This window comes from Microcoleus sp. Pol10D4 (assembly GCF_036701555.1).
Classification (GTDB): domain Bacteria; phylum Cyanobacteriota; class Cyanobacteriia; order Cyanobacteriales; family Microcoleaceae; genus Microcoleus.
Genome location: NZ_JAUBRA010000123.1, coordinates 1 through 8,517, shown reverse-complemented (window position 1 = coordinate 8,517; position 8,517 = coordinate 1). Strand labels below are relative to the sequence as shown.

Genomic DNA, 8,517 nt, shown 5'->3' with positions numbered 1-8,517 from the left:
GATTTAACAAGCTCCTAAATTCACTTATCATGCTTTCCTACTTTTGTCAAGTTCTAATACTGTACCTACGCCCTAGCTAAACCTAATATACCGGAACACGCCTTTAGCGACTGGATTTCCACCTATAGCAGCCCAGATTTTGAGATTTTAGCAAAACGGCTGGAAAGTTTGGTCGATCGCTACGCAGAGGCTGGGCCAGAAGTAGAAGCAACCTATCGCTACGCTATGCTATGCGAAAGAGACTTTTTTCAGGCAGCTTGGGAAATAGAGTAAATTAAGTTTGTGCAAAAGATATGGATAACTATCTTAAGCTACCTACACGCAGTAAATTTAACAGCTATGTACAGCAGGAATGTAGCCAATACTGCCATAACAACATATTTTCAACGAGGCTGACTACTCAACACTCAACTGGCTTCCACTCAGAGTAAGACAAGGCCGTAAGCGTAGCGATGAAGCGATTGCATAACACTGGAGTTTATCAGTAGCGCTAAAGAGCAAATGCCGAAATACACGACTGTAATGATCAGCCATTTTCGCCAATACCACAACAAATAGCCATTGCCCCAAATCAGGGCGAATTTACTAACAGCTTGCAACCAGCAAAAATGCACGCCAAAATGTCCAACTATTAATGAGTACCCCTCCTAATTTTACTTGCATTCCCAAAGTCGTGAAGCCGCGCATCAGCCAAGGAAACAGGGGATAAAAAGCCACAGAATGCTGATGCCCATCATCTGCATAGCTGTCGCCTAAATTAGCGATTTATATGTGCCATTTACCGTCCCATCAGGAAGCATATAGCAGCGACAAAAATTAACCATTCCCGGATTTTGGATCGCTCCAGGCGCGGAATTACTTCTAACCCTAAATCAGTATTTGTCATGCCTAAAACAGCGCAAGACTGTAGATTTAAAATTAAAGTGTAGTCCGCTGCCGAGCGATCGCCAAATATATACGTAAGTACAGCCGTACTGCTAATTTTAACGTCCGAGTTTATTGGGAATCCCTTCGCAGCCGCCGGGAATAGTCTCTCTCGACTTCGAGCCACACCAAGCGCAGCAGTAATAGCGCTGCTCATCCGACAGCCGCTTGACAGCGGTGAAATCAGCGCGTTCAACCACAGCGCCGGTATGTTCGCCCGTTTGATAGTTCGGAAATTCGGTACGGCTGCGGGGAGATGCAGTTTCTGCCGAGCCGTAGAATAATGCGGCTCCTCTCATGTCGGCGCGAGCGAGATTGGCGTCGTACAAGACAGCGCGGGAGAGGTTGGCTTTCACTAAATCGCACTTGCTGAGATTGGCGCGGACGAGGTTGGCTTCGCTCAAATCCGTCCACCGCAAATCGGTGCCAGCCAGGTTAGCACCCGCTAACATGACATTGAGATCGATAACGCGGATACCGTAATCTCTGTCTTCAGCGTAGCCGCCGTCGCCGTCAAGGATGGGGCGGCCTAAAAGCCGATCGCGCTTCAGCGGAGTAACCAATCTCGACTGCGACAAAAACCGCAGAATTTTAGCTTTACCTTCAGCATCTACACTGCTCATAATCGCAGCGGTACGGCCTTCTGCGATCGCCCTTTCCTGCGGCCAGTCTTCCAAAAACCCTTGTTCGTCAAGGGCTAAGTCCGAAACCCCTTGAAAATAAGCATCGATCGTTTGCTGCTGCGTAATTCGATTTTGCTGAATAGTCAAATCTTTGGATATCACATACTGCCGCCAAGCCACGTAAACGCCTAAAATTGCGATCAAAATTTGGCCCAAAGCACCGATCAACTCGCCGAGAGCCCCGATCGCGTCCCAGTTGATTTGGATGTTGCGGCTTCCCGGTTCCGTATTACTACCGCTGAGCATCAGCAAGCCAACAATCCCAGCTAAAAGCCCAAAGCAAGCGACGATCAGCGTGCGCCAAGTTGGCGGAATTACCTGCACCCAGATTTTGCCCCAACTCGGCCACATTAGCCGCAGCGATATGCCAATCGCACCGACGGCGCCAATTAAGCCCAGCCAAATGTTGTCATTGGCCAGCCCAAAAATCATCGCTGCGATCAACCCCAGCGTCAGGACTGACCCCGACTTCTCAGGAGTCGTTTGTTCCGGCTGCTGTGGCAATAAAACCTTGCGGGTTGGAGGCGGCTGCTGCGGTTTTTCCGGTTCAGCAGTAGCGACGATTATCCCTGATTCTGGTGGCACATTAGGGCTCGCACCGTTCTGACTTTCTACAGTCACGTTAGATTCAGGGCGATTGGGTTGAGAAGAGTTTGGTTCGGGTGTCATGCGTTGAGGCAAATTCTAACTGTGGCTGGTCAATAAAACGATTTTAACCAACCAAGCATGATTCTAGATAATATTACAATATAAATCTCAACTAATTACACTCGAACAGGTAACATACTATGGCCCTAGTACTCCCCAATCTGCAAGAAAAACAAATGGGTCAAGTAATCACTACAATCACCGTCACGAATCGCATCGATCGAGTTATGGCTGAAGGGGGATTTATTTCTGCTGAGGAAGTTCGCTCTGTTATCCTCGATAACGTTGTTGTCGATACCGGAGTAACTCTGCTTTCCTTGCCAGCTCGCATTATTAGCCAGTTAGGCTTAATACAAGTAGGAGAAAGAGATGTAGAAACATCAGCGGGCATAAAAAAGGGTCGAATTTTTGCCGACGCTCAAATTATTGTAGAGGGGAGAGAAGGCAGATTTGATTGTTTAGAATTGCCCGAAGGCGTTTCTGCTGTTTTGTTGGGTGTGATTCCAATGGAAGAACTAGGCTTAGAACCAGATTTGAAAAATCGACGGTTGCGAGTATTGCCGATGAACAATCAGCAAACATATCTGATGGGTTAGTTGAGAGGCGTTTACCGTAACACAAACCTCTCGCCTGTGATTTCTCTCAGCTCCAGCCAATTACCAGCCATCAAAAATGTTTGTCGTTAGGACTAAACTCCTCATAAATTTTTTATGATTTTATTCCTACTTATAAAGTAAGTTTCTTTATTTTGGAGAGGTTAGATATTATTAACGGCACTTAAAAACTCGGCCAAAAACTTGGTTTTTAGGTATATCTAAGGTTTTTGTCCAAGATCTAGCGAGCAGAATAAGCCTTGAGCAAATACACGCTAACCGTCGAAAAAATCAAAACAACTAACCCTACAAGTAACTCAATACTAAACCTTTGAGCATTACCCAAAGCGACAAGAATTTGCTGCCACACCACAAACGCCAACAGCCAGCAAATCTCCGCCTTCAGCCAAACCAAAAGGCTTCGCCCCAACAGATATTGCCGGCGAGCGTTCTCAGAAGTAATCGGTACGGGATAATTAAAAGTATGCGGATAGCGCGATACCGCAGTTAAAACCGCAAAAATAATCGCAGCCACAGCCGGCATGAGCCAAATCGTCACCTTGTCGCCCCAAGCATCAGCCAGCCCCCCCAAGCCGAAATGAATCGGAATTCGATCGGGCAAAACGGCCCAAAACTTGATGATGAGCAAAACAGCCAGCAAAATCGCGATCGCACCTAAAAGCTCTACCGCCACTAAAACAGGCGAAAGCCCCAGAGAAATAATCGGCCGTTGGTTTGGTGGGTTTCCAGTCATGGCTACTGAAAATTAGATTAATATTGAAAATAATAGTATTGGTTCCAATTCCATTCCCCAACAGCTTTCGTTGGGGGTTTCCAAACATCCCGCGAGGTTCTATGACGGCTCAGGTCTTGATTGAAAAGAAAAAGTTAGAAAAACCGCCCCTAACAATACACACATTAGGCGATCGCGTCCTGCGGCAGCCAGCCAAGCGCGTCAAAAGCGTCGATGCAGAAATTCGGCAGCTAGTCCGAGAAATGCTGCAAACCATGTACAGTGCCGACGGTATCGGTTTGGCTGCCCCCCAAGTCGGAGTCCACAAACAAGTAATCGTCCTCGACTGTGACCCGGAAAATCCCGCTACACCCCCAATCGTTTTGATCAATCCCACCATCAAAAGTAGCAGTGGCGATATCTGCATCTTGCAAGAAGGGTGTTTGAGCATTCCGGGAGTTTATTTAGAAGTCAAACGCCCAGAAGTCATTGAAGTCTCCTACCGCGACGAATACGGCCGCCCACAAACCCTGATAGCAACAGAGTTACTGTCAAGGGCAATTCAGCACGAAATGGATCACCTCAACGGAGTGCTGTTTGTAGACAGAGTAGAAAACAAGCTGGCACTAAATGAAGCATTAGTCAAGCATAAATTTTCCCCAAAGGCAGTAAAATCAGTATGATGGCAGGAACTCCGAAAAGTGGTTTACTCTTAGCTCTTTCGTGCATCACTGCGATCGCGGCAGTCGGCTCCATCTTTGAGCTGTCATCGGGAGAAGCTCAACTTGGCAATTTAGTCACCGGCATCATTCTAGCCCTGAGCGTACCGCTAACTGGCATATTTTTCTATGCAGCCGTTCAGGATGCCAGGGCCAATCTATAAGAGTTATTAGTCATTAGTCATTAGTCAGCAGTTATTAGTAATTAGTAATTAGTAATTAGTCAGCAGCTAACAACCAATAACTGTGGAATAAAGACTGCTCAAAAATAACATCAGCTAACAGCTTGCGAGTTCATGACCAATGACTAATGACTAATGACTAATGACTCATAACTCATGACTAATGAAATCGGATTTCTGCGACAAGTGCCAGCCAAAGACGCTGTGGGAACCCCAGTATCCAAGTACCAACTTTCTGAAGATGGGGAATTGGTCATCGGACGCGATCGCAATTGTCAAATAACTTTAGAGTCGATCGTCCACGGCATGGTTTCCCGCCGCCACGCCGCAGTCCGTCCCCTAACTCAGGGTACTTTGACGAGATGGGAAATTTGCGACCTCAACAGCGCTAACGGAACTTATATCAACGGAAAAAAGCTTTCTGGCTGCCAAACTTTAGAAACAGGTGATCGCATCAGTCTCGGCCTTGACGGCCCTGAATTTATATTTGAATCTCCCATAACCGCTTACCAAAATCAACCCGGATTAAGAGCACGACAAACAGGCAATTTTGCTGGTATCGAAAAAGATGCTCTCACTTTAACTCAATTATTCCCGATCGCCTCGACGGGCAAACAATTAAGCCAAAAAGCTTACTTATATCCAGGTATCGCCACAGTTATTGTTGTCGTGTCGATGTTTGTCGCCGTTGGAAATTCCGCAGCATTCAACTTGCTGCTGTCAGCTTACCTCGCCGGTGCGGCTTACTACTTTATCTATCAACTGTGCGGCAAACACAAGCCTTGGTGGGTATTGCTTGGTTCGGCTTTAGCTACAGCCCTGATTCTGAGCAGCCCCTTATTAATTGGATTTATATTCGTATTTAGAGAAATTTTGCCCGGCCGCCTGCCAATCGAAGGCGAAACAATCAGTTTTTTGCCTTTTTTGACCACAATGTTTTTCGGGGCGGGTCTGATGGAAGAATTGCTGAAAGCCCTGCCCGTTTTGGGAGCCATGTTGCTGGGAAATTGGCTGAAAAATCCGTGGCGCGATCGAATCGGCGTTTGGGAACCTTTAGACGGAATTCTGTTAGGAAGTGCCTCAGCAGTCGGTTTTACACTGTTAGAAACTCTGGGACAGTACGTTCCCAATGTCATCCAAAATGTCACCCTGCAAGCAGGGCCGGACGCCGGACAATTAGTAGGATTGCAGTTGCTAATTCCCCGCATTTTGGGTTCCGCCGCCGGACACATGGCTTACAGCGGCTATTTGGGATATTTTATCGGTTTGAGCGCCCTTAAACCCAGGAAGCGCTGGCAAATTTTGGGCGTAGGTTATTTCAGCGCTTCCGCACTTCACGCTTTGTGGAATGCGTCGGGAGCCGCCAGCGTACTTTTGTTGGCGTTGGTGGGAGTTTTGTCCTATGCGTTTTTGGTAGCCGCGATTTTGAAAGCCAGAGCTCTGTCTCCGAATCGAGAGCAAAATTTTGCAACTCGAATATTTTCTGAAAAGTGACTTCTGACTGCTTAATTGTTGAGGTGCGATCGCACCTCAAGCTGCCATTTTTTTCTTGTGTTTTAACCAGCTTAAACCTGCCAATGCTAAAGCTGTCCCCCCAGCAGTGAGAGGTTCGGGAACAGGTTCGGGTTCGGTATTCACTAAAGTGTAAGAAACCTCGGCATTGGGGGAGATATATCTAGAGTATATAACATAGCTGTCGGTGACGATCGATCCATCGTCTATATATGATTGATAGTTCACCTGTCTGTGTACTACCTCCCTACTCCACGAGCCAGAGGTAACTCCGATAGACCAATATGCGCTGCCCTCAACCCTCAAGAAAAAAGGCCCTCCTGGTTCGTCTGGAGGACTGATATAGTCTCTTATCGCACCGTCGCCGCCACTGGCTTGCACTCCGAGAAACTGCCCTTCACGAAATACAGCTCGAACCCCTGCCAAATTATCATATTCTTTTGTGCTTCCCAACTCGGGAAAAGTAAAACCGTACATTCTTCCCTCGGAAACTGTCCCCTCGGAAATTCCTTCAATGTCTATTCCTGTAAGCAAGGAGTTATCCACCTTTAAAAAACCGCTACCTTGACCGTCAAAATTGATATTGTAGGTGAGTACGGCGGCTTGTGCTTTGTCTACTCCTACCAATGACACGGCAGAAAACAAACTTAAAATTGTGCTAGCGATCGCACTTCCTAATCTGGGCCTTAGTTTGTGACTCATTGTTTTTTTTATTAAGCTTCACGTAAGTGTAATTTATTTGAGTGAGCGATCGCCCGTAATTATCCGCATTCTTAAAGTAAATTTTTTTGAAGTCAAAGATTGCCGAATGTAAATAACCGAACTAATACGGGTGCGTCATCTGTTGTATTTGTATAATTTATGACTTTCACTATTACTTTTGAACACAAACTCGAAAAATGTTTGATCGTAATCGCCAAATATTCCGACGGGTTTGTGTTGTTGGGATGCTGCAGGCGATCGCCCCGATCTGTATACACACTTAATGAATTTTGTCAATACGCAATTTACGGGCATTTTACCCCAGTATTCTGCCCTTGTGTATGAGTAGCTTCTGTTTAACGGCCGGATGCGATAATCGCAACTGAACTTAGAAATTCTTCACAAATAGTTTGACTGTGGTACTATCTGGATGGCTGTGAGTAGCTGAGGGAAGCCAAGGGGCTTGATTCCTGTGGTGGTGGAGGAGAATCCAGGAGTGCTAGATAGGATGTCATTGGGATACGCAAACGTTTTCGCCCAGCGAAGTCAACCCGAACCCCTCCGCATTGGGGTGATTGGGGTTGGCAATATGGGCCAGCATCACACGCGAGTTCTGAGCTTGCTAAAAGATATCGAACTCGTGGGTGTTGCAGACATAAATGTAGAGCGGGGAATAGATGTAGCAAGCAAATACCGGGTTCGTTTCTTTGAAGACTACCGAGATTTGCTCGCCCACGTAGATGCAGTTTGCGTCGCCGTTCCAACTCGCCTGCATCACCCTGTGGGGATGTCTTGTCTCCAAGCGGGTGTTCACGTTTTAATTGAAAAGCCGATCGCGGCTAGCATTGCCGAAGCCGAATCTTTGGTCAACGCGGCTGCTGAGGCCCACCGGATTTTACAAGTGGGTCACATCGAGCGCTTCAATCCAGCTTTTCAGGAACTCGGCAAAGTGCTGAAAACTGAAGAGTTACTGGCATTGGAAGCTCACCGGATGAGTCCCTATTCCCAGCGGGCCAACGACGTATCGGTAGTATTGGATTTAATGATCCACGACATCGACTTGCTCTTGGAATTGGCAGATTCCCAAGTGGTGAAGCTGACCGCCAGCGGCAGCAGGGCCTCAGATTCAGGTTATTTAGACTACGTGACAGCGACGTTGAACTTTGCTAACGGCATTGTCGCCACCCTGACTGCCAGTAAGGTGACGCACCGCAAACTTCGTTCAATCGTGGCTCACTGCAAGAATTCTCTGACAGAGGCAGATTTTCTCAACAACGAAATCTTGATTCATCGGCAAACAACCGCCAATTATGTGACCGATTACGGTCAGGTGCTTTACCGTCAAGATGGGTTGATCGAGAAAGTTTACACTAGCAATATTGAACCGCTCCACGCAGAATTGGAGCATTTTATTAATTGCGTGCGGGGTGGAAATCAGCCTTCTGTGGGAGGAGAACAAGCTCTCAAAGCTCTGCGGCTTGCGAGTTTGATTGAGCAAATGGCTCTCGACGGTCAAGCTTGGTATCCGAAAGAGCTAGAGTCTACTTTGCAAGTTAGCTAAATCGAGACAAATCGTGTCGTTTCCGGGTGCTTTTACAGTTTGGGTTTGTTGTTCGTTGAAGAGGGTAACTGTTCCCATGCAACCGGATTCGATGTCAGCCGATTTGAAATTGGACAATTCGGCGTGAGAAGTTCGGTGAGCGCGTGCGTCGAGTTGCGCTCAGTCGAACAATTTTAGACTTTAGATTGACAATCAAGCATCCAGGATACAAGCCCCCGGATTCATTCCAACGCACAAACTCAGGACCCAGAAATAAAAAA

Annotated in this window: 8 protein-coding genes; 5 read left to right on the top strand and 3 right to left on the bottom strand. The window is 46.9% G+C overall.

Annotated features, from left to right (window positions below; translation table 11 throughout):
* Positions 1–983 precede the first annotated feature (983 nt).
* Positions 984–2,276 (bottom strand): pentapeptide repeat-containing protein, encoded by a 1,293-nt coding sequence (locus QUA36_RS30160; RefSeq protein ID WP_333460035.1) that lies wholly within the window; start codon positions 2,274–2,276, stop codon positions 984–986.
* 119 nt (positions 2,277–2,395) lie between these two features.
* Between QUA36_RS30160 and QUA36_RS30155 the strand changes: the two genes are divergently transcribed.
* Positions 2,396–2,851 carry an aspartyl protease gene (locus QUA36_RS30155; RefSeq protein ID WP_333233338.1) on the top strand — a complete coding sequence of 152 codons (456 nt, stop codon included), beginning with the start codon at positions 2,396–2,398 and terminating at the stop codon, positions 2,849–2,851.
* Between the two features lie 238 nt (positions 2,852–3,089).
* On the opposite strand, the gene QUA36_RS30150 is transcribed toward QUA36_RS30155, so the two are convergent.
* Positions 3,090–3,602: a DUF1648 domain-containing protein gene (locus QUA36_RS30150; protein WP_333460034.1), complete on the bottom strand. Its 513-nt coding sequence runs from the start codon at positions 3,600–3,602 to the stop codon at positions 3,090–3,092.
* Positions 3,603–3,703: 101 nt separating this feature from the next.
* Between QUA36_RS30150 and def the strand changes: the two genes are divergently transcribed.
* The 3 genes from def (at position 3,704) to QUA36_RS30135 (ending at position 5,976) form a co-directional block, all read left to right on the top strand.
* Positions 3,704–4,264: a peptide deformylase gene (def, locus tag QUA36_RS30145; protein ID WP_190659061.1), complete on the top strand. Its 561-nt coding sequence runs from the start codon at positions 3,704–3,706 to the stop codon at positions 4,262–4,264.
* The gene (locus QUA36_RS30140) at positions 4,264–4,464 is read left to right on the top strand and encodes a hypothetical protein (RefSeq protein WP_199292547.1); all 201 of its coding nucleotides are present in this window, start codon (positions 4,264–4,266) and stop codon (positions 4,462–4,464) included. The genes def and QUA36_RS30140 overlap by 1 nt, the downstream gene beginning before the upstream one ends.
* 174 nt (positions 4,465–4,638) lie before the next feature.
* Positions 4,639–5,976 (top strand): PrsW family glutamic-type intramembrane protease, encoded by a 1,338-nt coding sequence (locus QUA36_RS30135; RefSeq protein ID WP_333460033.1) that lies wholly within the window; start codon positions 4,639–4,641, stop codon positions 5,974–5,976.
* Positions 5,977–6,012: 36 nt separating this feature from the next.
* Here the strand turns inward: QUA36_RS30135 and QUA36_RS30130 are convergent, their stop codons facing one another.
* Complete coding sequence (locus QUA36_RS30130) at positions 6,013–6,696, bottom strand: PEP-CTERM sorting domain-containing protein (RefSeq protein ID WP_333460032.1); 684 nt, start codon at positions 6,694–6,696, stop codon at positions 6,013–6,015.
* Between the two features lie 508 nt (positions 6,697–7,204).
* Here QUA36_RS30130 and QUA36_RS30125 point away from each other — a divergent pair.
* Entirely contained in the window at positions 7,205–8,257 is a 1,053-nt protein-coding gene (locus QUA36_RS30125) for a Gfo/Idh/MocA family protein (RefSeq protein WP_006635844.1), read from the top strand.
* Positions 8,258–8,517: the final 260 nt, after the last annotated feature.